At 61.1% G+C, this 25,807-nt stretch carries 26 protein-coding genes; 11 read left to right on the plus strand and 15 right to left on the minus strand.

The features are described from left to right. Positions 1-61: 61 nt before the first annotated feature. From MM194_RS11750 to MM194_RS11765, 4 genes are all read right to left on the minus strand, one after another. On the minus strand, positions 62-760 hold the full coding sequence (locus MM194_RS11750) for a DUF3334 family protein (protein ID WP_241343657.1): 699 nt from the start codon (positions 758-760) through the stop codon (positions 62-64). Between the two features lie 134 nt (positions 761-894). After that, positions 895-1,326: an HIT domain-containing protein gene (locus tag MM194_RS11755; RefSeq protein ID WP_241343658.1), complete on the minus strand. Its 432-nt coding sequence runs from the start codon at positions 1,324-1,326 to the stop codon at positions 895-897. A 65-nt stretch (positions 1,327-1,391) separates the two neighbouring features. Next, positions 1,392-2,018: a DUF2057 domain-containing protein gene (locus MM194_RS11760; RefSeq protein ID WP_241343659.1), complete on the minus strand. Its 627-nt coding sequence runs from the start codon at positions 2,016-2,018 to the stop codon at positions 1,392-1,394. Between the two features lie 85 nt (positions 2,019-2,103). Further along, positions 2,104-3,003, minus strand: a complete 900-nt coding sequence (locus MM194_RS11765; RefSeq protein WP_241343660.1) for a LysR family transcriptional regulator — start codon at positions 3,001-3,003, stop codon at positions 2,104-2,106. 99 nt (positions 3,004-3,102) lie between these two features. Here MM194_RS11765 and MM194_RS11770 point away from each other — a divergent pair, with 99 nt between their 5' ends. Further along, on the plus strand, positions 3,103-3,705 hold the full coding sequence (locus tag MM194_RS11770) for a short chain dehydrogenase (protein ID WP_033128746.1): 603 nt from the start codon (positions 3,103-3,105) through the stop codon (positions 3,703-3,705). A gap of 138 nt (positions 3,706-3,843) precedes the next feature. Here the strand turns inward: MM194_RS11770 and MM194_RS11775 are convergent, their stop codons facing one another. The 3 genes from MM194_RS11775 to dapA form a co-directional block, all read right to left on the minus strand. Then, positions 3,844-4,947, minus strand: coding sequence for a phosphoribosylaminoimidazolesuccinocarboxamide synthase (locus MM194_RS11775; RefSeq protein ID WP_241343661.1), 1,104 nt, complete (start codon positions 4,945-4,947; stop codon positions 3,844-3,846). A gap of 191 nt (positions 4,948-5,138) precedes the next feature. Continuing rightward, positions 5,139-6,266 carry an outer membrane protein assembly factor BamC gene (gene bamC, locus MM194_RS11780; protein ID WP_241343662.1) on the minus strand — a complete coding sequence of 376 codons (1,128 nt, stop codon included), beginning with the start codon at positions 6,264-6,266 and terminating at the stop codon, positions 5,139-5,141. Next, a complete protein-coding gene (gene dapA, locus MM194_RS11785) occupies positions 6,259-7,146 on the minus strand; it encodes a 4-hydroxy-tetrahydrodipicolinate synthase (protein ID WP_033128743.1) in 888 nt (295 codons plus the stop codon). Before dapA ends, bamC begins: the two co-directional genes overlap by 8 nt. A 195-nt stretch (positions 7,147-7,341) precedes the next feature. Here dapA and MM194_RS11790 point away from each other — a divergent pair, with 195 nt between their 5' ends. The 3 genes from MM194_RS11790 to MM194_RS11800 all read left to right on the plus strand — a co-directional run bounded on the left by MM194_RS11790 (position 7,342) and on the right by MM194_RS11800 (position 9,062). Beyond that, the gene (locus tag MM194_RS11790) at positions 7,342-7,875 is read left to right on the plus strand and encodes an ACT domain-containing protein (RefSeq protein ID WP_241343663.1); all 534 of its coding nucleotides are present in this window, start codon (positions 7,342-7,344) and stop codon (positions 7,873-7,875) included. 17 nt (positions 7,876-7,892) lie between these two features. Continuing rightward, a complete protein-coding gene (gene bcp / locus MM194_RS11795; RefSeq protein ID WP_241343664.1) occupies positions 7,893-8,360 on the plus strand; it encodes a thioredoxin-dependent thiol peroxidase in 468 nt (155 codons plus the stop codon). A 201-nt stretch (positions 8,361-8,561) separates the two neighbouring features. Further along, complete coding sequence (locus tag MM194_RS11800; protein ID WP_033128739.1) at positions 8,562-9,062, plus strand: YfbU family protein; 501 nt, start codon at positions 8,562-8,564, stop codon at positions 9,060-9,062. 52 nt (positions 9,063-9,114) lie between these two features. Here MM194_RS11800 and yfbV read toward each other — a convergent pair whose 3' ends face one another. Next, complete coding sequence (gene yfbV, locus MM194_RS11805; RefSeq protein WP_241343665.1) at positions 9,115-9,555, minus strand: terminus macrodomain insulation protein YfbV; 441 nt, start codon at positions 9,553-9,555, stop codon at positions 9,115-9,117. Positions 9,556-9,857: 302 nt separating this feature from the next. On the opposite strand from yfbV, the gene MM194_RS11810 reads away from it, so the two are divergent. Both MM194_RS11810 and pta read left to right on the plus strand, forming a co-directional pair. Next, positions 9,858-11,060, plus strand: coding sequence for an acetate kinase (locus tag MM194_RS11810; protein WP_033128737.1), 1,203 nt, complete (start codon positions 9,858-9,860; stop codon positions 11,058-11,060). A 70-nt stretch (positions 11,061-11,130) separates the two neighbouring features. Continuing rightward, positions 11,131-13,296: a phosphate acetyltransferase gene (gene pta, locus MM194_RS11815; RefSeq protein ID WP_042654279.1), complete on the plus strand. Its 2,166-nt coding sequence runs from the start codon at positions 11,131-11,133 to the stop codon at positions 13,294-13,296. Positions 13,297-13,824: 528 nt separating this feature from the next. Here the strand turns inward: pta and ilvN are convergent. The 6 genes from ilvN to MM194_RS11845 form a co-directional block, all read right to left on the minus strand. After that, a complete protein-coding gene (ilvN, locus tag MM194_RS11820; protein ID WP_005311605.1) occupies positions 13,825-14,319 on the minus strand; it encodes an acetolactate synthase small subunit in 495 nt (164 codons plus the stop codon). Then, positions 14,319-16,037, minus strand: a complete 1,719-nt coding sequence (locus tag MM194_RS11825; RefSeq protein ID WP_241343666.1) for an acetolactate synthase 3 large subunit — start codon at positions 16,035-16,037, stop codon at positions 14,319-14,321. The genes ilvN and MM194_RS11825 overlap by 1 nt, the downstream gene beginning before the upstream one ends. A 388-nt stretch (positions 16,038-16,425) precedes the next feature. After that, positions 16,426-16,578, minus strand: a complete 153-nt coding sequence (locus MM194_RS11830; protein WP_156128454.1) for a hypothetical protein — start codon at positions 16,576-16,578, stop codon at positions 16,426-16,428. Positions 16,579-16,614: 36 nt separating this feature from the next. Beyond that, positions 16,615-17,724 (minus strand): MJ1255/VC2487 family glycosyltransferase, encoded by a 1,110-nt coding sequence (locus MM194_RS11835; RefSeq protein WP_033128734.1) that lies wholly within the window; start codon positions 17,722-17,724, stop codon positions 16,615-16,617. Next, positions 17,721-18,224, minus strand: coding sequence for a phosphatase PAP2 family protein (locus MM194_RS11840; protein WP_241343667.1), 504 nt, complete (start codon positions 18,222-18,224; stop codon positions 17,721-17,723). Before MM194_RS11840 ends, MM194_RS11835 begins: the two co-directional genes overlap by 4 nt. 138 nt (positions 18,225-18,362) lie before the next feature. Beyond that, positions 18,363-18,986, minus strand: a complete 624-nt coding sequence (locus MM194_RS11845) for a TetR/AcrR family transcriptional regulator (RefSeq protein ID WP_241343668.1) — start codon at positions 18,984-18,986, stop codon at positions 18,363-18,365. 404 nt (positions 18,987-19,390) lie between these two features. Between MM194_RS11845 and leuA the strand changes: the two genes are divergently transcribed. The 5 genes from leuA to MM194_RS11870 all read left to right on the plus strand — a co-directional run bounded on the left by leuA (position 19,391) and on the right by MM194_RS11870 (position 25,360). Then, positions 19,391-20,953 (plus strand): 2-isopropylmalate synthase, encoded by a 1,563-nt coding sequence (leuA, locus tag MM194_RS11850; RefSeq protein WP_241343669.1) that lies wholly within the window; start codon positions 19,391-19,393, stop codon positions 20,951-20,953. A 93-nt stretch (positions 20,954-21,046) separates the two neighbouring features. Next, positions 21,047-22,132, plus strand: coding sequence for a 3-isopropylmalate dehydrogenase (leuB, locus tag MM194_RS11855; protein WP_241343670.1), 1,086 nt, complete (start codon positions 21,047-21,049; stop codon positions 22,130-22,132). Between the two features lie 31 nt (positions 22,133-22,163). Next, positions 22,164-23,561: a 3-isopropylmalate dehydratase large subunit gene (gene leuC, locus MM194_RS11860; RefSeq protein WP_241343671.1), complete on the plus strand. Its 1,398-nt coding sequence runs from the start codon at positions 22,164-22,166 to the stop codon at positions 23,559-23,561. Positions 23,562-23,668: 107 nt separating this feature from the next. After that, positions 23,669-24,268 carry a 3-isopropylmalate dehydratase small subunit gene (leuD, locus tag MM194_RS11865; protein WP_241343672.1) on the plus strand — a complete coding sequence of 200 codons (600 nt, stop codon included), beginning with the start codon at positions 23,669-23,671 and terminating at the stop codon, positions 24,266-24,268. Between the two features lie 165 nt (positions 24,269-24,433). Then, on the plus strand, positions 24,434-25,360 hold the full coding sequence (locus MM194_RS11870; RefSeq protein WP_241343673.1) for a transglutaminase domain-containing protein: 927 nt from the start codon (positions 24,434-24,436) through the stop codon (positions 25,358-25,360). Between the two features lie 127 nt (positions 25,361-25,487). Here the strand turns inward: MM194_RS11870 and MM194_RS11875 are convergent, their stop codons facing one another. Continuing rightward, positions 25,488-25,778, minus strand: a complete 291-nt coding sequence (locus MM194_RS11875; RefSeq protein WP_033128727.1) for a PilZ domain-containing protein — start codon at positions 25,776-25,778, stop codon at positions 25,488-25,490. Positions 25,779-25,807: the final 29 nt, after the last annotated feature.

The following is a 25,807-nucleotide window of genomic DNA, read 5'->3' on the forward strand; positions in this document are numbered from 1 at the left end:
GCTGCCGACGCAAAAAAAACAAGGCCACCCCTGGGGTGGCCTTGTGGTATCCGCGAGTCGCTTACAGACCGAGGGAGTTCAGCAGATCGTCGTGATCGTTGCTGGCGGGTGCCGCCGGTGCGGGGGCCGGCTTGGCCGCCGCCAGCTTGGCCTGGGCGATCAGCTCGTCCGGATCGACTTCCTCCTCCACGCCGCCATCGTGGATCCGGATAAACTCGGTCCTGTCCATCGCCAGCTCCAGATAGAAGATGTTGTTGGTGGCGGTGAAGAAGGTGACCCGGCGGGTCTCGGGGTTGTCGAGGTTGGTGTCGACACTCAGCATCACCTGCTTGTTCAGGGCCAGCATCTTGGGCTGGTTCTGGGTGATGTGGGTCTGCAGCTCGCGCCCGACCTTGCCGGTGAAGCTGCCGACAATCTGGTTCATCAGCTCGCCCATGACGTTGCTCACCTCGTCAGAGGTGTGAGAAATAGCGAGATCTTCTTTGGAAAGCCCCATGCTTAGCATGTAACTCTGGTAAAGCTCCATGGCCGCCGCGGCGGAGAAGTTGATCACCACCAAGCCGGAGAAGCCGCCGTCGAACAGCACGAAGCAGCCGATGTCAGGCTTGAGGCAGGTCTTGCTGATCCGTTGCACCATGCCGGAGAAACGAACCTGACTCATGGTCGCCGCACTCAATACCGTCGTCACCGAATTGCACAGGCTCAGCAGCACGTCCTCTGTGGTCAATACGGCATCATCCTCGGATCTTGTCACTATCATGGAACCTTCCTGCTGATCGAAAAAATGGGCTTGTCTGTCTCGTCACTCATGTCACCACGCGCTCGGCCGTCACGCTAACAGATAATGCTATCCTGGCGTCGAAACCGCGAGCCGGCTCCCACTTGACGACTTTGTCAGTCGGCGAGCGGGCTGAATCCACTCAAGGTGGCCAGGCGGGCTCGCCAGTTATCGGATTCTCTTTGCAAATCTTGCGTCTCATAGGGGACGGCGGGGTGAGCCCCCCAGATGGGGCCAGGCCAGGCGGGATCCGTGCTGAAACGGCAGACATGATGCAGGTGCAGCTGGGGCACCAGGTTGCCCAGCGCCGCCACGTTGATCTTGTCGGGACTCAGCGCCTGCTCCATCAGGCTGGCGACGGCGCAGGACTCCTGCATCAGCTGTTGCTGCTGGGGGGGGGCCAGATGGTGGATCTCCCGCAAGTTGGCGACGCGCGGCACCAGGATGAGCCAGGGATATTGGCTGTCTTTGGCGAGCAGGACGCGGCACAGCGGCAGATCCCCGAGGGACCGGGTATCCGCCAGCAGGCGGGGATGCAATTCAAACATAAGAACCTCGTCGGTAGGAGGGCACATCATTGGATGCGCCCACGTTACTGCAACGAGGGGCAAACTTAAAGCCGGGGCACGGCCCAGCCGATAAAGCGCTTGCGAAGCTCGGGATCCGCCTGCAGGAAGAGCCGTTGTAGTTGCGCCTCCAGCTCGCTTGCGGATACCGGGGAAGTCTGAGCCGCCCTCGGTGCAGTGGCTGCCGTCGCGACCGTCCCCGTTGCCAGCACCGCCTTGCCCGCGCCGCGATTGTATTCTGCCAGCCGGGCTGGCCAGTCCATGCCGATCTGCATGCCCTTGACTACCAGCTCATCCTGCACCGCCGCCACTGGCTGTCCCGCCCCCTGCAGACTCACGGCCGGGACCTTGGCGTAGCGCTCCATCCCGTTCTCATCGGTGGGAACCGCGGCCTGCAGTTTCAGCTGCTGGCCCCGGGCCTCATAGCGGATCACCTGGGGCTCGGAGCGGATCTGGCGATCGTTGTCGCTGCTGTTGCGACTCGGGATCACACCCTCATAGCGCACCAGCAGCTGTTGTTCGCCATCGGCCAGCACCGCATGCCGCTCGTCCTGCAACTTGCCGTCGCTCACCGCCAGGATCCGGAAATCTTCGGGTACCTCGACCCGCACTTCGGCCTGCGCCACCCCGCCACACATCAGCACCATGCCGATCCAACCCTGATAACGCTTCATTCCCTGCCTCTTTGCCGATCGCTGTGATGGGCGCAGGCTAGCAGCCGGATATGACAGAAAAATAACGCAGCTCGGAACAACAACTTCAGAGCAAGTAATGGGGCCGCTCGGCGAACCACTGGGCCAGCACCTGCTTGAACAGGCGGATCTTGCGCGGTACCCGCCGCTGCTGGGCATGAAGCACGTGCAGCGGGTGCAGTCCCGTCTGCCAGTCCGTCAGCACGGCCACCAGATCCCCTTTGGCCAAGCCGGCCTCCACCAGCATCAGCGGGCACTTGGCGTAACCCATGCCGGCGTGGACCAGTTGCAGCAGGGTGCTGTAGTGGTTGGCCCGCACTCGCCCCTGCACCGGGATCTGCACCTCCTCCCCCTCCTTGCGAAAGTGCCACTGCTCCCAGGCGGGGTTGCTCCCCTGCCGCAGACAGGTGCGGCCGCCGAGCTCGTAAGGGGTGGCCGGGATCCCTTCCCGCGCGATCAGGGCCGGGCTCGCCACCACCACGTCCTTCAAGCGGCCAAGGGGCAGCGCCACCAGATTGTCCGGCACCCGCTCCATGGCGCGCAGGGCGATGTCGTGCTCCCCCTGGCTCATGTCGATCATGGCGTTGGTGAAGTTGAGCTCGACCTCGACCCCGGGACAGAGCGTGGCGAAACGCGCCAACAGCTCGCTCACCATGCGATCCCCGGTACTGACCGGGCAGGTGAAGCGCAGCCGGCCGCTGTCCTCCTCGGTCAGGGCCTGGATGTCCTGCTCCGCCTGCCGGGCCAGCGCGAAGATCTGCCCCGCCTGCAGATAGAGGGTCTTGCCCGCCTCCGTCAGGCTGAGCCGGCGGGTAGTGCGCTGCAACAGCTGGGCATTGAGGGACGCCTCCAGCGCGCTGACGTGGCGGCTCAGCATCCCCTTGCTCACCCCCATCAGGTCAGCGGCGGCGGAGAAGCTGCCCCCTTTGACCACCTCATAGAAGCTAGCCAGGTGACTAACGTCCATCTATTAACTCCAATATGGAAACAATACGTTCATGCTAAGCGCTTTTTCTTCTTTTTATGCCGACTAAAATGATAAATATCCCAAACAGGAGTGACCAAGATGAAAATCGTCATAGTGGGTGCCTCAGGCACCGTCGGATCCGCCGTCAGCGAGTTGCTTGCCAGAGACCACGAGGTGATCCGGGTCGGCCATCGTCAGGGAGATGCCACCGTCGACATGACGGATGGCGCCTCCATCGCCGCCCTGTTTGCAGGCATAGGCCGGTTCGATGCCCTGGTGGTGGCCAGCGGCAACGTCGCCTTCAATGCCTTGACCGAGCTGACGGACGAGCAGTGGCAGACAGGGCTCGAGAGCAAGCTGATGGGCCAGATCAGGCTGACCCGCGCCGCCATACCGCACCTCAACGATCGGGGCTCCATCACCCTGATCGGCGGCATCCTGAGCGAGGAACCCATCAACTGGGGGGTCAGCGCCAGCACCATCAACGGCGCCATCGAGCACTTCGTGCGCGCCGCCGCCTGCGAACTGCCACGAGGCCTGCGCATCAACGTCATCAGCCCGACCGTGCTGGAAGAGTCCATGGACAAGTACGCCGACTTCTTCCCGGGCTTCGTGCCCGTGCCCGCCGCCCGGGTGGCCCAGGCCTACAAGAAGTCGGTGCTGGGGGTGCAGAGCGGCCAGGTGTTCAGGGTCAATGGCTAACGCCTGCTCAAACCAGCTGACATCCCAATAAAAACGGGCCCCGCAATGGGGCCCGTTCGTTTGTCACCTCGGCGGTGCCGCCAGTCTCTCACCATCAGCAAACGTTTGTTTGTCGATGGCAAAAAAAGGCGGCAAGCCTCAGTCAACGAGGTCGTACTGAGTGCGCAAGACCTCAATGATCTCCTGCTTCGGATTGGCACTGCGCACCAGCGGCTGACCGATGATCTTCTCGGCGATCCCCACGTAGGTGTTGGAGATGTCCATCATCACTTCGGTGGGCAGCTTGTTGTCACGGGCCAGGGCGAAGCGCTCCGGCATGCGGTGCTTGTTGAGCAGAATGTCCGGATCCGGGAAGTGGTTCAGCAGCCACTGGCGGAAGCCCTCTTTCGACTTCTCGATGATCTCGCCATCGCGCAGGGCGGGGCCATCCCAGATGCGGGAGCTGTCGGGGGTGCCGACTTCATCCATGTAGATGAGCTTCTCGTTGCCGGCAGCATCCTGGACGTAGCCAAATTCGAACTTGGTGTCGACGAAGATCTGATCCAGCGCCGCCAGGGCATCGCTGATCACGTTGAAGCCTTCCTTGAGCAACACCTCGTAGCGATCGATGTCGGCCGGCTTGCTGAAGTTGAAGCTCTGGCAGTGGCGCTCGATGTCGGCACGGGAGATGTTGACGTCGTCGGCTTCCGGTATCCCTTCCAGCCCCTTGAGCACGCCCTTGGTGGACGGCGTGATGAGGATCTCCGGCAGCTTCTGATCCTTCTTCAGCCCTTCCGGCAAGCGGATGCCGCAGAAGTCGCGCTCACCGTCCTTGTAGGCACGCCACATGGAGCCGGTAATGTACTGGCGGGCGATGGCCTCGATCATCACGGGACGGGCTTTCTGCACTATCCAGACGAAGGGGTGCGGGATGTCCAGGATGTGGCTGTCGGCCAGTCCTTTCTCCTTGAACAGCTTGAACCAGTGGCTGGAGATGGCATTGAGTGCGGCGCCCTTGCCCGGTACGCCGTTCAGTCCGTCCACGCCCTGCCAGATGCAGTCGAAGGCCGAGATGCGATCGCTGATCACCATGAGGGCGAGCGGTGCATCGGCCGGTACGTCATAGCCTTTCTCTCTGATGAGCCGGGCACTGTCCGCCTGGGTCAACCAGTAGACGCTGCGCACTTTGCCGGAATGGACAGGTTTATCGGTACGGATCGGCAAATCGTCATTCACCGCCAATACTTGATCTGCAAGACTCATGGCTTTTAACACTTCCTGTTGTGGGACTGATAAAACAGGAGCTCCAGGCCCCTGTTTGTGGGGGTAAACATAACGAAGCGAGAGCACTACCCCCTTTATAAACTGGGGGATTCACTTAACAAACAAGAGTACTAGGCTCCCTGTTTGTATGGGAATTCATAAAACAAAACAGGGGCACCAGGCCCCTGTTTCTATTCTGCTTTTGCTGCTGCCTGATCGGCCTGCCCCTTGGCAAACGCCTCGGACAGGCTGATGTACATCTGGGAGATGATCCCGGATGCGACCGGCTTCTTGTCCTTGTCGAACAGGGTGATGGAGGTCTTGCCTCCCGCCATCTCGCCGAGCTGGAAGCGATATGCCTCTTCCTCCAGCTTGAAGGGTTCGGCGCCCTTGGCCTGCCAGAAGTCGCTGCCCGGATCGTCATACTCGACGTCGATCCAACCCAGGGACTGCTGGGTGTCCTTGATGGTGAAGCCGTAACCCGGCAGCACCTGGTTGAGGCGCCGCCACACCTGCTCGAAGGAGCCGTCGGCGATCCAGGCGCTCAGCTCGTTGTTGTCCAGACCCAGCTCCATGCCCATGCCATCGCTGGACTTGTGCTGTTCGCGCGCCTTGAGCTGCTTGTCGTAGTAGAGGGAGAACTGGTTCAGGGCCCGGGTCGCGTAGCGCTGGGCATCGGCGGCGGTCAGCGCCGTGCTGGTCTCACCGTCGTAGGTCTCTTCGTGCTCCAGCACCCGCACCGACATGTTGACGGCGTGACGCTGGGCATCGTTGCTCAGGGTGAATTGGTAGCGCTGACGGATCTTGAAGTCTTCGTCCTCTTCACCCCAGCCATCGAGTGCGACCGTGTTGTCGAACCAGCCGGTCTGCAACACGCCGGCCTGCTGATCCAGCTTCTCGGTGGTCACCTTGTGCTGGGCCAGGAAGTTCATCAGGAAGGCCCAGGTATCGCGCTCCACGCTCTGGCTGGTGCTCAGGGCATAGAAGGCCAGGGTGGGCTCGCTGGCCTTGGTCACCACCTGGCTGCCCGGTACCACGGTCAGCAACTGGGCGGGCGGGCGCACATCGACCATGGCACCCAGGGCACCCTCGCGGCTGCTCTCGGGCAGGGCCGGAATGTCGAAACTGCTGTTAAAGGCGGGGGTACTCAACCCGGCGGGTACGAGGAAGGCGCGACCTTCGAGGCGGCTCTCTTCATACTCGAAGCCACGGTTGGCCATCTTGCGATCCTGGGGTGAGCTACAGGCTGCCAACACGGCAACGGTCGCGACACTCAGCACCAGGCGCACTGCATTTCCCTTTCCATTTGCTTTAAACACTCGCCATCAACTCCGCAGTCGTCAGTGCTCGCGTCATCGCCTGTTCTCCCTCTGGGGTGAGGTCAGTCAGCGGCAGACGCAAGGTCGCCGTCGCCATCAATCCCAGTCGGGCGCAAGCCCACTTCACCGGGATGGGACTCGGTTCGCAGAACAGAGTCTGATGCAACGGCATCAATCGATTGTTGATATCATACGCCCGCCCGGCATCGCCAGTCAGCGCAGCACGACACATGTCGGCCATTTGGGCCGCCGCAATATTGGTGGTGACCGAGATGACTCCATCGCCCCCTTGCAGCATAAAATCACATCCACTGGCATCATCGCCACTATATAGCGCAAAATCCGGCCCGCACAGCTCCCGCAGCAACGGGGTTCGACTCAAATCGCCGGTGGCCTCTTTCAGACCTATGATACCGGGCACCTTCGCCAGCCTGGCCACCGTCTCCGGTTTGAGATCGCAGCAGGTGCGACCGGGCACATTATAGAGAATTTGGGGCAGACCACTAGCCTCGGCGATCGCACAATAGTGACGATAGAGGCCTTCCTGGGTCGGTTTGTTGTAATAGGGGGTCACCGAGAGGCCCGCCACCACGCCCATGTTGGCGAAACGCCTGGAGAGTTCGATGGCGTGAGCGGTGCTGTTGGAGCCACAGCCGGCGATGACCGGAATGCGGCCGGCGGCGAACTCGACGGTTTTCTCCACCACGGCGATATGTTCCTGCTCGGTCAGGGTGACCGACTCTCCCGTGGTGCCCACCGCGACGATGGCACTGGTGCCGGCGTCGACATGATAATCGACCAGGGCTGCCAGACTGGTCCAGTCGATGTCACCCGAGGCCAGCATGGGGGTAACGAGCGCAACAATACTACCGCGTAACATGGATTTTTCTCCCGATTTTCAGGGGCGTTATGGTAAAGCTGCCCCCTTTGAAAAACAAGGGAGGCAAGGGACAAGCCGTGATACCATCCGCCCTAAAAATGATGCACGAGAGCAGGACATGCTCCAACGCTTGGCGGCCATGCCCATGAATAGCGCTCGCAGTCATCGCATTCGCACTAATGGACGAGGACATTTATGACTCACTACCTGGTCGTAACGGCCATCGGCACGGATAGGCCTGGCATCGTCAATGAGGTTACCCGCCACGTCAGTGGCTGCGGTTGCAACATTGTCGACAGCCGTCTTGGTATTTTTGGTAATGAATTCACCTTCATCATGCTGCTGTCCGGTGACTGGAACAGCCTGATGCAACTCGAAATCAGTCTGCCCCTGCGCAGCCAGGAGTGGGATCTCATCACCATGATGAAGCGCACCGAGCGCCACCACTCACTGCAATATGACATCAGCGCCAGCGCCGATGTGCTGATCCGGGACCAGCCCGGCATCGTCAGCCAGTGCACCCAGTTCTTCAGTGATCATGGTTGGGACATCCAGGCCATGCAGACCATTACCCTGGAACAGCAACCGTTCAACCTGCTCAAGGCGAGCTTTCAGCTGAACCTCTCCAAGCAGGGTGAAGCCGGTGAGTCGAAGACGGCCTTCGCCGATTTCTGTCGTGAACTGGGCGCCGAATCCTTCGAATTTCTCGTCAACCACAAGTACGCCTGACGGCGTTTGGAGACCCCATGCAACCACTGCAAGTTGGCGCTCAGGCCCCCGATTTTTCCCTCTCCGATCAGGATGGCAACCAAGTCAGCCTGACCTCCCTGCGCGGCAAGAAGGTGCTCGTCTATTTCTACCCCAAGGCGATGACCCCGGGTTGCACCACCCAGGCCTGCGGCCTGCGTGACGTCAACGCCGAGCTGGCCGGCCTCAATGTGGTGGTACTCGGCATCAGCCCGGATCCGGCCAAGCGTCTGAAAAAGTTCGAAGAGCGCGACAACCTGAATTTCCGCCTGCTGGCGGATGAGGATCACGCGGTGGCCGATGCGTTCGGCGTCTGGGGCCCGAAGAAGTTCATGGGCAAGGAGTACGACGGCATCCATCGGCTGAGCTTCCTCATCGACGAGGAGGGCAAGATCAGCCATCGCTTCGACAAGTTCAAGACCAGCGATCACCATCAGGTGGTGCTCGACCTGATCAAGGGGCAATAAGCGCCCGCTTATTCTTCTCCCGATACGAAGAGGGCCTGCCGTTGCAGGCCCTCTTCGCTGATGCGCTTCATCAGACCCCCTGGCACGCATCAGTACCGGCTCTCCCTCCGCTTTTCTCGCCAACCTCCCCGCTCAGATCAAAAAATTCATCTTGAATATGGGTTAACGTTATCCCAGTTTCATTTTCCAGTGAGAAAGCCCATGAACATGAGCCACACCGAACGCCTGATCCTGAGCAATCAGTACGAGATCCTGGCCAAACTCAATCCGGAAAAGGCGCCCTTCTACCAGCGCGCCAGCACCATTGTCGAGCGCGGCTACTGCCTGCAGATCCTCGAGCTGGAGAAGAGCTTCGGTCATCTGGATCTCGCCACCTGCCAGGAGGTGCTGGACACTCTGGAGCTGCACCATGCGCTGGCCATCTCCTGGGGCAACCTGGACGCCGCCAGCCAGGCCGAGGTGAACGCCAGCCGACTGAGCTTCAACGGCTACAGCCGCAGCCAGGAGCGGGAACTGGCGGATTATGTCTGCTTCCTGCTGGAAGTGGACAAGCGCTTCCCCGAGCTGCCGTGCCCCTGTGACGAGCTCTCCAGCGACATCGCCATGCGCGACAAGTACCAGCGCATGCTGGCGGCCTGGCGCCAGTGCCCCCGTCAGTACAAGCTCTCCATCCAGGAGATCAGCAAGGTGCTGGCGGCCTGAAAAAACAGATGAAAAAGGCGCCCTTGGGCGCCTTTTTGGCCGTGCTACCGGCTCATTCGTAGAGGAAGGATTTGTCCAGCTGCTTGAAGGCGGCGTTGAGGGTATCGGCCAACTCCTCATAACGAGGCCGAGATACGAGCTGGCGATGACCACCCTGCTCGTTCATCTTGCCATTGATCTCCCGATACCAGTTGGCAAGGGAGGGAGGCAACCGGGTGTCGGCACGCTGACCGAGCCAGTAGTAGCCCTGCAGCGGCAGGCTGAGCAGAAACAGCACGGAGGCCATGACCGAGGGCCAATAATGCTGTTCGCCGAACTGGAACTGCAACATGACGCTGAGCACGGCGAGGGCCGGAATGATCTTGAGGGCAAACTCGGTCGCCTTGATCACCCGATTCTCCGGGAACATGGAATTAAGCTCGGGACGGCGCGGCCAAAGAGTCATATAATGACGGCCTTGCTGTAATTTAGTTCCAAAAATGTTCATGCTCATACTACCTCCGAGCTCTTTTTGAACGTATTAACGGCAAAACCTCGACAATATTTGAGGTTCAATAACAAAGGTTGAGGATGACTTTGTTATTTTTCAACAATCAGGTTATCCTTTGAGCGCCTAATTTTTACGCCAACGGCCTGCCGTTGGCCAGTCAGGGACGTCTGGATTTCGGGTCTTGTATCACTATACAAGGGGCAAGCAACAGATTGCCAACCCTCATAAGGATAAGTTGATTGTTTTTGGACGCTCCGCGTCCGGCGCATCCTCCAACCCAACCCAATCTGCGATAGGATTTATTCATGAGTAAGCTGGTTCTTGTTCTTAACTGTGGCAGCTCGTCCCTGAAGTTTGCTGTCATTGACGCAACCACCGGTGATGATCTGCTGTCCGGCCTGGCCGAGTGTTTCAACCTCGACGACGCCCGCATCAAGTGGAAACTGAATGGTGAAAAGGGTAGCGCCGATCTGGGTGCCGGTGCCGCTCACCAGGAAGCGCTGGACTTCATTGTCCACAAGATCCTGCCGCTCAACCCGGAGCTGTCCAAGAACCTGATCGCCATCGGCCACCGCGTGGTTCACGGCGGCGAGCAATTCACTTCCTCCGTGCGGATCTGCAAAGACGTGATCGCCGGTATCGAAGCCGCCATTCCTTACGCTCCGCTGCACAACCCGGCGCACCTGATCGGTATCCGTGCCGCGCTGAAGGTGTTCCCTGAGCTGGCCGAGAAGAACGTCGCCGTGTTCGACACCGCGTTCCACCAGACCATGCCGGAAGAAGCCTTCCTGTACGCCCTGCCGTACAAGCTCTACAAAGAGAACGGCATCCGTCGCTACGGCGCCCACGGCACCAGCCACTACTACATCAGCCTGGAAGCCGCCAAGCAGCTGAACAAGCCGGTGTCCGAGCTGAACATCATCAACTGCCACCTGGGTAACGGCGGCTCCGTCTGCGCCATCAAGAATGGCCAGTCCGTCGACACCTCCATGGGTCTGACTCCGCTGGAAGGCCTGGTGATGGGTACCCGTTCCGGTGATCTGGATCCGGCCATCATCTTCTTCCTGCACGACAAGCTGGGCATGAGCGTGGCCGAGATCAACACCATGCTGACCAAAGAGTCCGGCCTGCAGGGTCTGACCGAAGTCACCTCCGACTGCCGTTTCGTTGAAGACAACTACGACAGCAAGGAAGAAGCCAAGCGCGCCATGGACGTGTACTGCTACCGCCTGGCCAAGTACATCGGCGCTTACGCCGCCGCCATGGACGGTCGTCTGGATGCCGTCGTCTTCACCGGTGGCATCGGCGAGAACTCCGCCCCGATCCGTGAGATCACCCTGAACAAGCTGGGCCTGCTGGGCTTTGACGTCGACCACGACGCCAACCTGGCCGCTCGCTTCGGCAAGGGTGGCGAGATCACCAAGGCTGGCTCCACCAAGGCCCTGGTTATCCCGACCAACGAAGAGTGGGTCATCGCCCACGACGCGCTGGAACTGGTCGGCGCATAATTTAGCTGTAGAGCAAGGCCGCCCCCGGGCGGCCTTTTCCTGATCCCAAAAAATGAACAAGGGGTAATAAGTGGCACGCACTATTATGCTCATCCCGGTCGGCACTGGTGTCGGCGTAACTTCCGTGAGTCTTGGCGTCGTTCGCGCCATGGAACGTCACGGTGTCAATGTCAGCTTCTTCAAACCGGTGGCTCAGCCGCGTCCGGGTGAAACCGGTACCGAGCGCTCCACCGCCGTGATCCGCGCCGCCGCCAACATCAATCCGCCCGAGCCGTTCGCCCTCTCCTACGCCGAGAACATGATCACCTCCAGCAACACCGATATCCTGCTGGAAGAGATCGTGGCTCGCTTCGAAGAGCACGTGAAGAGCAGCGGTGCCGAAGTGGTGGTGATCGAAGGTCTGGTCCCGACCGACAAGCAGCCGTTTGCCAACAAGCTGAACTACGACGTGGCCAAGGCGCTGGATGCCGACATGGTGTTCGTGACCCATCCGGGCAACGACTCCAGCCAGAAGCTCAAAGAGCGCATCGAGCTGGCCTGCTCCAACTTCGGTGGCGTCAGCAACCCGCGCATCGTGGGCTGCGTGATCAACAAGGTCGGCGCACCGGTTGACGAGCATGGCGTGACCCGCCCCGATCTGACCGAGATGTTCGAGGCTCATCACCACACCTCCGACTCCGCTCATAACCTGGAAGTGCTGCAGGTCTTCGGCAAGAGCCCGCTGCGCATCCTCGGCTGCATCCCCTGGAACACCCAGCTGATCGCCCCGCGCGCCAAGGATCTCGCCAAGCACCTGGCCGCCAAGATCCTGCACAAGGGTGAGCTGGACAGCCGTCGCCTGCAGACCGTGACCTTCTGTGCCCGCTCCATCCACAACATGATCGAGCACTTCCGTCCGGGCAGCCTGCTGGTGACCTCAGGCGATCGCTCCGACGTCATCGTCTCCGCCTGCCTGTCCGCCATGAACGGCGTCAAGCTGGGTGCCCTGCTGCTGACCGGTAACTATCATCCGGAGCCGCAAGTCATCGCCCTGTGCCAACAGGCCATGGCCACCGGCCTGCCGATCATGATCACCGGCACCAACACCTGGCAGACCGCCGTCAGCCTGCAGAACTTCAACGTCGACATCCCGGAAGATGACCGCGAGCGGATCGAACTGGTGCAGGACTATGTGGCTGGCCACATCGACAAGCACTGGATCGAGTCGCTCTCTGCCAAGTCCACCCGTTCCCGTCGTCTGAGCCCGCCGGCGTTCCGTTATCAGCTGACCGAGCTGGCCCGTCAGGCCAACAAGCGCGTCGTGCTGCCGGAAGGGGAAGAGCCGCGGACCATCAAGGCTGCCGCCATCTGTGCCGAGCGTGGCATCGCCCGTCCGGTGCTGCTGGGCAACCCGGAAGAGATCCGTCGCGTCGCCGAACAGCAGGGTGTGGTGCTGACCGATCGCGTCGAGATCATCGACCCGCTGGAAGTGCGCGAGCGCTACGTGCCGCGTCTGGTCGAGCTGCGCAAGAACAAGGGCATGACCGAAGTGGTTGCCCGCGAACAGCTGGAAGACAACGTGGTGCTGGGCACCATGATGCTGGAGCGTGGCGAAGTGGACGGTCTGGTCTCCGGCGCCGTGCACACCACTGCCAACACCATCCGTCCGCCGATGCAGATCATCAAGACTGCCCCGGGTTCGTCCCTCATCTCCTCCATCTTCTTCATGCTGCTGCCTGATCAGGTGCTGGTATACGGTGACTGCGCGATCAACCCGGATCCGAGCGCCGAACAGCTGGCCGAGATCGCCATCCAGTCCGCCGACTCCGCTGCCGCCTTCGGCATTGAGCCGCGCGTCGCCATGATCTCCTACTCCACCGGTACCTCTGGCGCCGGCGCGGACGTAGAGAAAGTGCGTGAAGCGACCGAGCTGGCCAAGGCCAAGCGCCCGGATCTCATCATCGATGGCCCGCTGCAGTACGACGCGGCCATCATGGAGAACGTGGCCAAGTCCAAGGCACCGAACTCACCGGTCGCGGGTAAAGCCACCGTGTTCGTGTTCCCGGACCTGAACACCGGCAACACCACCTACAAGGCGGTACAGCGCTCCGCCGAGCTGGTCTCCATCGGCCCCATGCTGCAAGGCATGCGCAAGCCGGTCAACGACCTGTCCCGCGGCGCCCTGGTGGACGACATCGTCTACACCATCGCCCTGACCGGTATCCAGGCCGCCCAGGCCGAGGCAGCCGAAGCATAAGTTCGCCCTATGCTGACACTGCTAAAAAACCCGCCGAGAGGCGGGTTTTTTTATGGCCGGCAGGCGAGCTGTTGATCCGCAAGATCAAATCAGGATCCTGAGCGGATCCACTTTCCTGGTGCTGGGCCTCGTCTGACAAGGCCCCGGCGATAAGCAAACGCTCACCAGCTCGCCAAGGATTGCACAATTGCGATCCAGCCAGGATCAAATCAAAATATCCTTTTAAGATCAGTCAACTAACGCCAGACACACCGCTAATCTACAGAGTTTTCCACAGCTTTTGTGGATAGTTTACCGATCATTTGAAAGAAAATGACAGACTCACCCTTTCCCTTGCCCCGGCTCGCGCCCGTGAAAAAGGGCTACGAGGAGCCCTTTGTGGATAACCAATTGACCGGCAGGATGAGTCAGAGACGCAGCGCCTTGTCAGCCCGGGAAATCCTGCAGACAGCTTGAGGCGCGCCCCCCTACGAAATAACAAAGGGGCTCCGAAGAGCCCCTTTTGGATGATGCAGCCAACCAGCGGTATCAGGGGCGCAGTGCCTTGTCGGCGCGAGAGATGCCGCAGACCCCTGAGCGCACCACCTCGATGATCTCGTTGGTCTGGGCCGCCGTCTTGATGAAGGCGTCCAGCTTCTCGCTGGTGCCCACCAGCTGCACCGTGTACTGCTCCGGGGTCACGTCGACGATCTGACCGCGGAAGATATCCGCCAGCCGTTTCAGCTCGTCACGGGCACCGCCAGCGGCGCGCGCCTTGACCAGGGCGATCTCCCGCTCGATGTGTTCCCCTTCGCTCAGGTCACACACCTTGAGCACGTCCACCAGCTTGTGCAGCTGCTTCTGGATCTGCTCCAGTACCCGCTCGTCACCCATGGTGACGATTGTCATGCGCGACAGGGTCGGATCCTCGGTGGGGGCCACCGTCAGGGTCTCGATGTTGTAGCCGCGCTGGGAGAAGAGGCCCACCACACGACTCAGGGCGCCGGATTCGTTTTCCAACAGAACGGAAATAATATGTCTCATCAGGTTCTCTCCGTCTTGCTCAGCCACATCTCGTCCATGGCACCAAACTTGATCTGCATCGGATAGACGTGCTCGTCCGGATCGACCGAGATGTCCATGAACACCAGCCGATCCTTCATGGCGAAGGCCTTCTCCATGGCGCTCTCGAGCTCTGCCGGATCGCTCACCGCGATGCCGACGTGGCCATAGGCCTCCGCCAGCTTGACGAAGTCCGGCAGGGATTCCATGTAGGAATGGCTGTGGCGGCCGCCGTAGAACATCTTCTGCCACTGCTTGACCATGCCGAGGGCGCGGTTGTTGATGGAGATGATCTTGATGGGCACCCCGTACTGCAGACAGGTGGAGAGCTCCTGGATGTTCATCTGTACCGAGCCGTCACCGGTCACGCAGCAGACCACCGCATCCGGGTTGGCGAACTGGGCGCCCATGGCGGCGGGAATGCCGAAGCCCATGGTGCCGAGACCACCGGAGTTGATCCACTGGCGTGGCTTGGCAAACGGATAGTAGAGCGCGGCAAACATCTGGTGCTGGCCCACGTCCGAGGCAACGAAGGCCTCCCCCTTGGTCACCTTGTAGAGCGCCTCGATAACCTGTTGCGGCTTGATCAGGATGGGCGAGGTCTCGTAGGCCAGGCAGTTGCGGGAACGCCACTGGGCGATCTGCTCCCACCACTCCGCCAGCGCTTGCTTGTCGTTGTCAAAGCCACACTCGCGGATCACTTCCAGCATCTGCTCCAGCACGGTTTCCACCGAGCCGACGATGGGCACATGGGCCTGCACCGTCTTGGAGATGGAGGTGGGATCTATGTCGATGTGGACTATGGTCGCATTGGGGCAGAACTTGGCCACGTTGTTGGTGACGCGGTCGTCGAAGCGGGCACCCACGGCGAAGATCAGATCAGCATTGTGCATGGTCTTGTTCGCTTCGAAGGTGCCGTGCATGCCGAGCATGCCGATGAACTGCGGATGGGTGCCGGGGAAGGCCCCGAGTCCCATCAGGGTGGTGGTCACCGGCAGGTTCAGCAACTCGGCCAGCTTGGTCACCAGATGATCCGCATTGGCGTTGATGGCGCCACCGCCCACGTACATGACCGGACGCTGGGCCTCGGTCAACAGCTTGGCTGCCCGCTTGATCTGGCCCTTGTGTCCGGCCTTGGTCGGATTGTAGGAGCGCAGGGAGACGGACTCGGGATACTGATAGGGGAACTTCTCCTTCGGGTTCTGCACATCCTTGGGCAAGTCCACCACCACCGGCCCCGGGCGGCCGCTGGCAGCAATGTAGTAGGCCTTCTTGATGGCGTCGGGGATCTCGCTGGCCTTCTTGCACAGAAAGCTGTGCTTCACCACCGGGCGGGAGATACCGATCATGTCGGTCTCTTGAAACGCATCTTCCCCTATCATGCTGGTCGGCACCTGACCGGACAGGATCACCAGGGGGATCGAGTCCATGTAGGCGGTGGCGATGCCGGTGATGCAGTTGGTGGCACCCGGGCCCGAAGTGACCAGCACTGTGCCCACCTTGCCGGTGGAGCGGGCGTAACCGTCAGCCATGTGCACCGCGGCTTGCTCGTGCCGCACCAGGACATGCTCCATCTTGCCGTTTTCGAAGAGAGCGTCATAGATGTCGAGCACTGAGCCACCAGGGTAGCCGAACACGTGCTCCACTCCCTGATCTTCCAGCGCTCTAACCACCATCTGGGCGCCTGATAACATCTCCATGATAAAGCCCTCCAGGCTTTGCTCCGTTAAGCGAAAGCTATCGACAGTCCGCTGCTTCCCGGCAACGCCAGTCCGTGTCTTGTTGTTGTCTGAATACAGACCAGGCGAGTACGGAGCGGTCGATAGTAGAAAAAGTGATTTTTTCCATCATTCACCCGAAAATCGGGTGAAAAACCAACTTAACCCGCTTGTGAACGCTTGTCCACGGCTTTGTCTGGCCTGAACAGTCATAAATTTCAAACAGCCATTAACATTCAGTGACTTGGCTATAGGGCAGGAAAGAAAGCGAAGAGGATGGAGAATAAACCAGCAGATCATGCTGAAAATTTTGGACTTAACGGAAATAAATGGCCCACCGCTTGGGTGGGCCAGTCAACTATCCGGTGACTCATTGGTCCTGTTCCGGCTCCACCAGCCAGATCTGCTGATCCGGATCCGTCTCTTCACAGACCGAGATGCTGACCCCCATGTCGAGCAGCTCATGCAGGGTGAGATTGTCCGCCAGGGTCATGGTGTCGCCGTTCTCATTGGTAAAGCGCATGCTATCCGTCCTCTCCTTGGGTGGGGTCATCTCAGTTTAGTCAAAGGCACTGAGTTGCGATAACCAGGGGCGGGTCAATGCCGGGTTTTCGGCCAGCTCGCTGAGCCGATCACACACCTCCTCCGGGAAGAGGGTCCTGGCCCACAGCCGGCGAGACAAGAGTTCAATGCTCTCCTCCGACCCGGCGGCCAGCCAGTCCGCCAATTCAGCCGCCACATCCGGGTAGCGAACGGCCCCCGGTGCCGCCGTCTCGAGCCAGCCGCGCACCGCATTGGCATCGAGCACCTCCATCAGCTGGGCCAAGCCCATCAGCTCCAGAGTCTTGCCGTTGGTCAACTGCTCGAACTGGCCACCCAGTGGCTTGACCAAGAGCTTCTTGCCGAGAGATAGCGCCTCCGAGGCCAGCTCGAAACCCGCATTGGTGATGACCCCCCGACAACCGGCAAGCACCTGCTTGAACCCTTCCCGCGCCAGGGGCTCGAAGTGGATGTTGCGCCACTGGCTGGGGGTCCGAATGGCGGGATGGAAGCAGACGAAATGCTGCTGGTTGAAACGCGACAGCAGGGCAGCTATCTGCTCGGTCTGCTCGAATGGCAGATAGACCAGGATCTGGTGATTGTCCGGGGCCAGCGCGATGGGGTCGATGATGGGGGGCAACAGCGGCTGGCCGAAGTGAAACCAGTGCAGTCCCAAGGATTGCCGGACCGGGGCGAAACGGTGCATCAGCTGGCGGCTGAAGCCGCTCTCCCCCCAACGCGGAATGGACCAGTCGAAGCTGGCCTGATGGCTGATGGTGAGGCTGGGTTTTTGCCAGCGACGGGCGGCATGGGCGCTGAGGGGCTCGAAATCACTGATCACCAGGTCGTAGTCGCGGCAATCCAGCGCCCGCATATCCCGCCAGAAACGCCAGGGAGAGAGCCCCTTGAGGGTACGCCAGCTCGAGATGCAGCCTTCGTGGCTGACGAAGCTGATACCGGGGAAGGTGCGATAATCCCCAAACTCCCCCATCTCGAAGTAGCCGTCGGCGGCGCGCCCGCTGAACAGGTAGTCGACCTCTATCCCCCTGCTCTTCAGGGCGCGTGCCAGAGTCCTGCTGCGACTGATGTGACCGTTGCCGGTGCCCTGAACCCCGAACAGTATCTTCATGCCTGACTCCCGCTCAGTGCCCAGAGGGCGCAACCACCGCCGAGCAAGGCACCGGCCACCAGGTCGCTCAGGTAGTGCACCCCGAGCAGCAGCCGGGATGCCCCCACCAGCGCGGCCCAGGCGAACAGCAGCGGCGCCCAGAGCGGGAAGCTGGCCGCCAGCACGGTCGCCATCAAAAACGCCGCCGCAGTATGACCAGAGGGCAGACTGTAGCGATCGGAGGGGGTGATAAAGACCGGCAGGCCCACCGGGCGCTGGCGTTTCAGAGCGTTCTTGAGCAGCAGATAGAGCGGCAGTTCGAGGGCAAAGGCCAGCACGGCAATCTGCACCGTCTCGCGCTGCGCACCGCCCTGCCACCAGAGCAGGGCCGCCAGCACGGCGTAGAGTGGACCGTCGCCGGTGCGGGAGATGAGCCGGCTGACTCTGGCTTGCGAGCGATTGTAGGGATGGAGCAGACAGACACGGCACACCTGCAGGTCCCATTGCTGGATCTTGTTCATAACCCCTCCTTCCCCGAGATCTCTGTGCAGACTAGGGCGGCGGAGTGACAGTTCGTTGAAGGGCAGATAACAGATTTGTGAAAGGCGCGATGAAAAAAGGGCCGAACGGCCCTTTTTTCATTCTTCAGGTGGCGGAACTCAGTTCAGGGAGCCGCGCAGCCCGTTCTCCATCAGCTGGCAGTTGTGGGCCGCCAGACGACTCATGAAGCTCTCATCCACGGTCAGGCCGAACACCTGCTCGTAGAGATCCTTCATCACGAACGGCTGCCACATCATGCTGAGGAAGGAGATCTTCAGCATCTCGGGATCCAGGTTGTCACCCAGCTGGCCGTTGGACTTCATGGATTCGAGCAGGGCGTCGAACTGGGGCAACTGACGCTCAAGCAGACGGTTCAACACGAAATCCCGTCCCGGGCTCTTCTCGGTCGACAAGGCACTGGAGATGGCGGAGGTCAGTTCACTGTTCGGCGCCATCACCTGATAGTAGGTATTGAGCAGATCGGTGAGGCTGCGGTTGCTGCTCTCGTCATGCCAGGCCTGATCCAGCGGCTCGGCCACATCCCCCAGCACCGCCTTGTAGAGGCCCTCTTTGCTGCCGAAGTAGTAATGGATCATCGCCAGATTGGAACCGGCCAGCTCGGCGATCTCGCGGGTCGTCACCTTGCTGTAGGGAGTGTTCAGAAAACGTTCGCGAGCGGCGGCAAGCAGCTTGTCACGAATGTCGGAACGTCCGACCGGACGACCTGGTCTGCGTTTTTCCATGGGATACCTCAGATAATTCAGCAAGTGCTGATAAGTCGATCTGATTGTGCGGGTGATCGAGTACAGCAGGAATGACCGGATAATCAGGCATGAACCGAATATGGAACAAGGAAATTTGCACTCCTTTACAATCCGATTAAATAAAACAGTGAAATGAACCTGCCCGTTCGAGTTGACACAGCATAAGAATCTCGATATTGGTAGAAGCGTTATCGACTGGAAGGATTGAGTCATCATGCATTTTGCCGCTCCGCTACTACTGCTTTCCCTAATCGCGACTCGTCGCGCGGGATCCTTGTAGCCGGGCTATGGCATAGCCGGAATTTACAAAAACCCGTGCACCCCGCACGGGTTTTTTTATGCCGCGCGGATGCACGCACCGAACTTAGGAAGAGGGAAGTCACATGTCAGATCGCGTCATCATATTCGATACCACCTTGCGTGATGGTGAGCAGGCGCTGTCGGCCAGCCTGACGGTCAAGGAGAAGCTGCAGGTCGCCCAGGCGCTGGAGCGACTCGGTGTCGACATCATGGAAGTGGGCTTCCCGGTCTCCTCCCCCGGTGATTTTCTCTCGGTGCAGACCATAGCCCGCCACATCAAGAACAGCCGGGTCTGCGCCCTGGCCCGTGCCCTGCCCAAGGACATAGACGCCGCCGGCGAGGCTTTGAGGGTCGCGGAAGCCTTCCGCATCCACACCTTTATCTCCACCTCCTCCATCCACGTGGAGAGCAAGCTCAAGAAGAGCTTCGAGGATGTGCTGGAGATGGGGGTCAGCGCCATCAAGCATGCCCGCCGCTACACCGACGACGTGGAGTTCTCCTGCGAGGACGCGGGACGTACCCCCATCGACAACCTGTGCCGCATGGTGGAAGCCGCCATCCGGGCCGGCGCCCGCACCATCAACATCCCGGATACCGTGGGCTACACGGTGCCGACCGAGTTCTCCGGCATCATACAGACCCTGTTCAACCGGGTCCCGAACATCGATCAGGCCATCATCTCGGTGCACTGCCACGACGATCTCGGCCTGTCGGTGGCGAACTCCATCGGCGCCGTACAGATGGGGGCCCGCCAGATCGAGTGCACCATCAACGGCATCGGCGAACGGGCGGGCAACTGCTCCCTGGAAGAGGTGGCGATGATCCTGAAGACCCGCGCCGATCTGCTCGGGGTGCACACCAACATCCGCCACAGCGAGATCCATCGCACCAGCACGCTGGTCAGCCAGATCTGCAACATGCCGGTGCAGCCGAACAAGGCCATCGTCGGCGCCAACGCCTTCTCCCACAGCTCCGGCATCCATCAGGATGGCGTGCTCAAGGCCAAGAACACCTACGAGATCATCACCCCGGAGAGCATCGGCCTGACCCAGAACAGCCTCAACATGACCTCCCGCTCCGGCCGCCACGTAATCAAGCACCGGATGGAGTCCATGGGCTACGCCGAGAGCAGCTACGACCTGGACGATCTCTACGGCAAGTTCCTCACCTTGGCGGACAAGAAGGGCCAGGTATTCGATTACGACCTCGAGGCCCTCGCCTTCTTCAGCCAGATCCACGAGGAGCCCGAGCACTTCAAGCTGGAGTACCTCGGCGTGCAGAGCGGCAGCTCGGTGCTGGCCACCGCCTCGGTCAAGCTCAAGGTGGGTCAGGATCTCGTCTGCGAAGCGGCTACCGGCAACGGTCCTGTGGATGCGGTCTATCAGTGCATCAACCGCATCACCGGTTACGAGATCCGCATCGACAAGTACGAGCTCAAGGGCAAGGGGGAAGGCAAGAACGCCCTCGGCCAGGTCGACATCGTCGCCGAGTACAAGGGGCGCAAGTTCCACGGCATGGGGCTGGCCACCGACATCATCGAGTCCTCGGCTCAGGCCCTGGTCCACGTCATCAACAGCATCTGGCGCGCCGATCAGGTGGCCGAGCAGATGGGACAGAAAAACACTATCAAAACGGAAACCGTCTGAGCAGCGTCGCTGAGCGGATGGGACACAAAATGACATCTAGACGGAAATAGCTGAGCGGTTGGAGCTCAATAACAACATCAGGACGGAAACAGTATGAGCAGTTATCGGATCGCAGTATTGCCGGGTGACGGCATTGGCCCGGAAGTGATGGCCGAGGCCATCAAGGTACTGGCCAAGGTACAGACCAAATTCGGCTTCTCCCTCGACTATGATCGCCACGACGTCGGCGGCATCGCCATCGACAACCACGGCACTCCCCTGCCCCAGAGCACCATCAAGGGCTGCGAGGCAGCCGACGCCGTGCTGTTCGGCTCGGTCGGCGGCCCCAAGTGGGAGCATCTGGCCCCCAACGATCAGCCGGAGCGCGGCGCCCTGCTGCCCCTGCGCGCTCACTTCAAGCTGTTCTGCAACCTGCGTCCGGCCCGCATCTACACCGGCCTCGAGCAGTTCTCGCCGCTGCGTGCCGACATCTCCGATCGCGGCTTCGACATCGCCTGCGTGCGTGAGCTGACCGGCGGCATCTACTTCGGCCAGCCCAAGGGACGCGAGGGTGAAGGCCCGACCGAGAAGGCGTTCGATACCGAGGTCTATCACCGTTTCGAGATAGAGCGCATCGCCAAGATTGCATTTGAATCGGCCAGAGTACGCAAGGCCAAGGTCACCTCCATCGACAAGGCCAACGTGCTCGCCTCTTCCATCCTGTGGCGCGAGGTGGTGACTGAAGTCGCCAAGTCCTACCCGGACGTGGCCCTGAACCATATGTACATCGACAACGCCACCATGCAGCTCATCAAGGATCCGTCCCAGTTCGACGTGCTGCTCTGCTCCAACTTGTTCGGCGACATCCTCTCCGACGAGTGCGCCATGATCACCGGCTCCATGGGGCTGCTGCCCTCCGCCAGCCTGAACGAATCCGGCTTCGGCCTGTTCGAACCGGCCGGTGGCTCGGCGCCGGACATCGCCGGCAAAGGCATCGCCAACCCCATAGCCCAGATCCTCTCCGCCGCCCTGATGCTGCGCTACAGCCTGGGCCAGGAAACCGCCGCCCAGGCCATCGAGCAGGCCGTAGCCCAGGCCCTGGCCGAGGGTTACTTCACCGCCGATCTGCACCAGGCAACGGCCCGTCATCCGGTGCAGAGCACCGCCGACATAGGCTCCCAGATCGCCGCGCGCATCTGATGGCAACGGTTTGAATAACAAGGAAAGAGCAATGTCCAAGACCCTCTATCAGAAAGTGTTCGACGCCCATGTGGTGCGTGAAGTTGCAGGCGAAACCCCCCTCATCTACATAGACCGCCATCTGGTGCATGAAGTGACCAGCCCGCAGGCGTTCGACGGCCTGCGCGCCATGAAGCGCCCGCTGCGCCGCCCGGATCTCACCTGGGCCACCATGGATCACAACGTCTCCACCACCACCAAGGACATCGCCGCCTCCGGCGAGATGGCCCGCATCCAGATGGAAACCCTGGCCGCCAACTGCAAGGAGTTCGGGGTTCGGCTCTACGATTTGAACCACCAGTATCAGGGCATAGTCCACGTGATGGGCCCCGAGCTCGGCATCACCCTGCCCGGCACCACCATCGTCTGCGGCGACTCCCACACCGCCACCCACGGCGCCTTCGGCTCGCTCGCGTTCGGCATCGGCACCTCCGAGGTGGAGCACGTGATGGCCACCCAGACCCTGAAGCAGGGCCGCGCCAAGACCATGCGCATCAGCGTCAACGGCAAGCTGGCGGAAGGGATCAGCGCCAAAGACGTGGTGCTCGCCATCATAGGCCGGGTCGGTCACGCAGGTGGCACCGGCTATGTGGTGGAGTTCGCCGGCGAGGCCATCGCGGGCCTCTCCATGGAAGGGCGCATGACGGTGTGCAACATGGCCATCGAGCTCGGCGCCAAGGCGGGCATGATAGCCCCGGATCAGACCACCATCGACTACATCCGCGGCAAGGTATTCGCCCCCGAGGGTGAGGCGCTGGCGCAGGCCATCGCCTACTGGCAGACCCTCAAGAGCGATGCCGATGCCACCTTCGATGCCGAGGTGGTGCTCGACGCCGCCGACATCGCTCCCCAGGTGACCTGGGGCACCAACCCGGGCCAGGTGATCGCCGTCAATGAACCCATTCCGGCACCGGAATCCTTCAGCGATCTGATGGAGCAGCAGTCCGCCCGCAAGGCGCTCGCCTACATGGACTTGCAGCCGGGCCAGAAACTCTGTGATGTCACCATCGACAAGGTGTTCATCGGCTCCTGCACCAACAGCCGCATCGAGGATCTGCGTGCCGCCGCCGCCATCGCCCGTGGCCGCAAGGTCGCCGCCGGGGTGCAGGCCCTGGTGGTGCCGGGTTCCGAGCAGGTGAAAGCCCAGGCCGAGGCCGAGGGGCTGGACAAGATCTTCCTCGAGGCGGGCTTTGAGTGGCGCCTGCCCGGCTGCTCCATGTGTCTGGCCATGAACAACGACCGGCTGCAACCGGGGGAGCGCTGCGCCTCCACCAGCAACCGTAACTTCGAGGGGCGTCAGGGCCGTGCCGGCCGCACCCATCTGGTGAGCCCGGCCATGGCCGCCGCCGCCGCCGTCACCGGTCACTTTGCCGATATTCGTGCGCTGTAACGACAGGGAGAACATGATGACAGGTTTCAAACAACACGGACGGCCCTTCGCCGTCACCGACATCATCTTCGCCGATATTCGCGCGCTGTAATTACGAGGAGAACGAGATGACAGGCTTCAAGCAACATAAAGGGATCGCCGTCCCCCTCGACAGCGTCAACGTCGACACCGACGCCATCATTCCCAAGCAGTTCCTGCAGAAGGTGAACCGTACCGGCTTTGGCAAGCACCTGTTCCACGACTGGCGCTTCCTGGATGACGCAGGCCAGCAAGCAAACCCCGAGTTCGTGCTGAACCAGCCGCGTTTTGCTGGTGCCAGCATACTGCTTGCCCGGGAGAACTTCGGCTGCGGCTCGAGCCGCGAGCACGCCCCCTGGGCGCTGGCGGATTACGGCTTCAAGACCATCATTGCCCCAAGCTTCGCCGACATCTTCTACGGCAACGCCATCAACAACGGTCTGGTGCCGGTGCGTTTGAAGGACGAAGAGGTGGAGGCCCTGTTCCAGCTGGTCGCGGCCACTCCAGGCCTGCAGATCGAGGTGGATCTGGAGGCCAACCAGGTGCGCGCCGGCGATCTGTGTTTCAGCTTCGAGATCGACGAGTTCCGCCGCTACTGCCTGCTTAACGGGCTGGACGCCATCGGCCTGACCCTGCAGCACGGGGCCGCCATCGACGCCTTCGAGGCGAAGCAACCCAGCTGGATCTAAGCACGCTCAAGACTCACATCGGCGCCTTCGAGACAACCCAAGGCAGCCGAGCGGGATCTAGGCACGAATAGCCACAACGAGTAGCATCCACAGGGAGCCCAGGCTCCCTGTTCTATTTCCGGCTGACGGCAAGAGACGGCCCAACCGATACCTGAGGAGAGGATGATGACGAAAGCGAGCGGCCTCCTGCTCTGCGCCCTGCTGTTCGCCCTGCCGGCCAGTGCCGGGCAGCGTTACTTTCACAGCAACGGCGGCCAGCTCAACGTCGGCTGGCAGGACAGGGAGGACAAGGCGCAGCAGCTCAGCTACCGGCTGGAGGCGGGCACGTTGCCGCCGCTCATCGCCTATAGACCCGCGCGAATGCAGGAGGATATGCTGCAGCAGCTGTTGCAACAGGCCGTCATCGCGTTTCCCGAGGTGCAGTTCTCCCTCTCCCGCCCCGCGCTCGCCCTCAACATCAAGAGCCGCAACGCCGACAAGGCGAGGGAAGCCCAGGCTTGGGTCGGGCCTGAGCAGGCAAAGCTGGAGCAGGAGTGGCTCAAGCAACACTACTTCCAGCGCTTCACCCCGTCCGATGGCGTGCCCGCCATCAAACAGGATCACGTGCGTATCGCGCTGGAGAGCCGGACCGAGCTGGCACCGCTGGCGGATCAGCTCAAACGGCAGGGGACCACAGAGGTGGAGGCGCGCCAACAGACGGTGGCCTTCATGCTCGATTTCGTTCAAGCCATTCCCTATAGCCTGCTGGACAGCCAGTCCGGCCGGGCCGGCAAGGGCTTTCTGACCCCGCGCCAGGTGCTGGAGCAGAACCGGGGGGATTGCGACAGCAAGATGACCCTGATGGCGGCCATTCTGGCCCAGCTCTTCCCCGAGCTCCCCCAGGCCATGGTGTTCGTGCCGGGCCATGCGCTGCTCGGCGTCGCCCTGCCCGCCAAGCCGGGAGACGCGACCCTGAATTGGGAGGGGCAGACCTATCTGCTGATGGAGCCTACCGGCCCGGCCCAGCTCCCCATGGGCCAGCTGGCGCCCACCAGCAAAATGCTGGTCGACAGCAGACAATGGAGCCTGCAGCCCGTGCTGGCCAGTCAATGAGTCGCCTCCAGACAGGCCGAGAAGCGATGGAGAACAGCCAAGCGGCAGCATATCAATCTATTGAAAACCTAAATGACATCGGCCAGCAGATGCTGACCGATGAAAAGCAGTGAAATCTGTCGCCATATCAGGCCAGAGACTGAAACTCCAACGCCAGCAAGAGCCCCCTCTCTTCCTCCAGCACCCGCACTATGCGGGCCTGGACCTCGAACGGCGGCAGCAGGTTGCTGCTGGTGGCCAGGCTCACCCGGATGGGCTGATGCACATCGAAGCTGTGCTCGTTCACCTCGACCCCCATGCCGTTGGCACTGAGATCCCGACAGATCCCCTCCAGCACATCCTGATGCTGAAACAGGGTGACGGGGGCATTGATGACCATGCGCGCAAAGGCGCGCCTTTCCTTGGTACTGGTGATCACGAGGACCTCCTCTGCTATGCCGTTACGCC

The sequence above is a fragment of the Aeromonas sp. MR16 genome (assembly GCF_022549315.1).
In the GTDB taxonomy this organism is placed as follows: Bacteria; Pseudomonadota; Gammaproteobacteria; order Enterobacterales; family Aeromonadaceae; genus Aeromonas; species Aeromonas aquatica.

Excerpts from the sequence above, each read along its gene's own strand:
- bcp (WP_241343664.1), top strand. The coding sequence starts at position 7,893 with ATGCAACCACTGCAAGTTGGCGCTCAGGCCCCCGATTTTTCCCTCTCC.
- MM194_RS11845 (WP_241343668.1), bottom strand. The coding sequence starts at position 18,986 with ATGGAAAAACGCAGACCAGGTCGTCCGGTCGGACGTTCCGACATTCGT.
- MM194_RS11750 (WP_241343657.1), bottom strand. The coding sequence starts at position 760 with ATGATAGTGACAAGATCCGAGGATGATGCCGTATTGACCACAGAGGAC.
- MM194_RS11755 (WP_241343658.1), bottom strand. The coding sequence starts at position 1,326 with ATGTTTGAATTGCATCCCCGCCTGCTGGCGGATACCCGGTCCCTCGGG.
- yfbV (WP_241343665.1), bottom strand. The coding sequence starts at position 9,555 with ATGAGCATGAACATTTTTGGAACTAAATTACAGCAAGGCCGTCATTAT.
- MM194_RS11870 (WP_241343673.1), top strand. The coding sequence starts at position 24,434 with ATGACGAAAGCGAGCGGCCTCCTGCTCTGCGCCCTGCTGTTCGCCCTG.
- MM194_RS11760 (WP_241343659.1), bottom strand. The coding sequence starts at position 2,018 with ATGAAGCGTTATCAGGGTTGGATCGGCATGGTGCTGATGTGTGGCGGG.
- MM194_RS11775 (WP_241343661.1), bottom strand. The coding sequence starts at position 4,947 with ATGAGTCTTGCAGATCAAGTATTGGCGGTGAATGACGATTTGCCGATC.
- MM194_RS11840 (WP_241343667.1), bottom strand. The coding sequence starts at position 18,224 with ATGAACAAGATCCAGCAATGGGACCTGCAGGTGTGCCGTGTCTGTCTG.
- leuB (WP_241343670.1), top strand. The coding sequence starts at position 21,047 with ATGAGCAGTTATCGGATCGCAGTATTGCCGGGTGACGGCATTGGCCCG.
- MM194_RS11765 (WP_241343660.1), bottom strand. The coding sequence starts at position 3,003 with ATGGACGTTAGTCACCTGGCTAGCTTCTATGAGGTGGTCAAAGGGGGC.
- MM194_RS11790 (WP_241343663.1), top strand. The coding sequence starts at position 7,342 with ATGACTCACTACCTGGTCGTAACGGCCATCGGCACGGATAGGCCTGGC.
- MM194_RS11770 (WP_033128746.1), top strand. The coding sequence starts at position 3,103 with ATGAAAATCGTCATAGTGGGTGCCTCAGGCACCGTCGGATCCGCCGTC.
- MM194_RS11835 (WP_033128734.1), bottom strand. The coding sequence starts at position 17,724 with ATGAAGATACTGTTCGGGGTTCAGGGCACCGGCAACGGTCACATCAGT.
- MM194_RS11825 (WP_241343666.1), bottom strand. The coding sequence starts at position 16,037 with ATGGAGATGTTATCAGGCGCCCAGATGGTGGTTAGAGCGCTGGAAGAT.
- MM194_RS11800 (WP_033128739.1), top strand. The coding sequence starts at position 8,562 with ATGAACATGAGCCACACCGAACGCCTGATCCTGAGCAATCAGTACGAG.
- MM194_RS11810 (WP_033128737.1), top strand. The coding sequence starts at position 9,858 with ATGAGTAAGCTGGTTCTTGTTCTTAACTGTGGCAGCTCGTCCCTGAAG.
- dapA (WP_033128743.1), bottom strand. The coding sequence starts at position 7,146 with ATGTTACGCGGTAGTATTGTTGCGCTCGTTACCCCCATGCTGGCCTCG.
- ilvN (WP_005311605.1), bottom strand. The coding sequence starts at position 14,319 with ATGAGACATATTATTTCCGTTCTGTTGGAAAACGAATCCGGCGCCCTG.
- MM194_RS11830 (WP_156128454.1), bottom strand. The coding sequence starts at position 16,578 with ATGCGCTTTACCAATGAGAACGGCGACACCATGACCCTGGCGGACAAT.
- leuD (WP_241343672.1), top strand. The coding sequence starts at position 23,669 with ATGACAGGCTTCAAGCAACATAAAGGGATCGCCGTCCCCCTCGACAGC.
- leuA (WP_241343669.1), top strand. The coding sequence starts at position 19,391 with ATGTCAGATCGCGTCATCATATTCGATACCACCTTGCGTGATGGTGAG.
- leuC (WP_241343671.1), top strand. The coding sequence starts at position 22,164 with ATGTCCAAGACCCTCTATCAGAAAGTGTTCGACGCCCATGTGGTGCGT.